This window comes from uncultured Pseudokineococcus sp. (assembly GCF_947499845.1).
Lineage (GTDB): Bacteria > Actinomycetota > Actinomycetes > Actinomycetales > Quadrisphaeraceae > Pseudokineococcus.
This window is the reverse complement of the sequence record NZ_CANMPM010000060.1, coordinates 1-432: the sequence shown is the minus strand read 5'-3', so window position 1 is coordinate 432 and position 432 is coordinate 1. Positions and strand designations below refer to the sequence as shown.

Below are 432 nucleotides of genomic sequence, written 5' to 3'. Positions count from 1 at the left end.
GAGGACCTCGACCCTCACCCACCTTCAGCCCACGACCGGCGTGTCGTCACCGCCCCCACCGCAGGTATGAAGAGCCCCTCAAGGCTGTGTGCGCTGACTTGGGCATCACCCAAAAGTTCATCAAGCCGCACTGCCCCTGGCAGAACGGGAAGGTCGAACGACTGAACCGGACCTTGGCCACCGAGTGGGCCTACAAGGAAGTCTTCACCAGCAACCAAGAACGCTCCGACGCCCTTGCCCCATGGCTCGAGAAGTACAACACTCGACGCCGCCACAGCGCCCTCGGCGGACTCCCGCCCGTCAGCCGCCTGTCACCAACGTGATGGCCGGGTACACCTAGGACGTGTCTCCCTAGGGCTTGAGCCAGGTGAGGATGGCGGCCAGGACGACGCCGCCGCGGTAGACCAGGGCGAGCTTGTCGTAGCGGGTGGC

General features: G+C 65.3%; 1 protein-coding gene. It reads left to right on the top strand.

What is annotated here, in order from left to right; all coding sequences use genetic code 11:
* The coding region (locus Q0789_RS16610) for an integrase core domain-containing protein (protein ID WP_366917780.1) at positions 1-323 on the top strand (323 nt) is incomplete at its 5' end.
* Positions 324-432 lie beyond the last annotated feature (109 nt).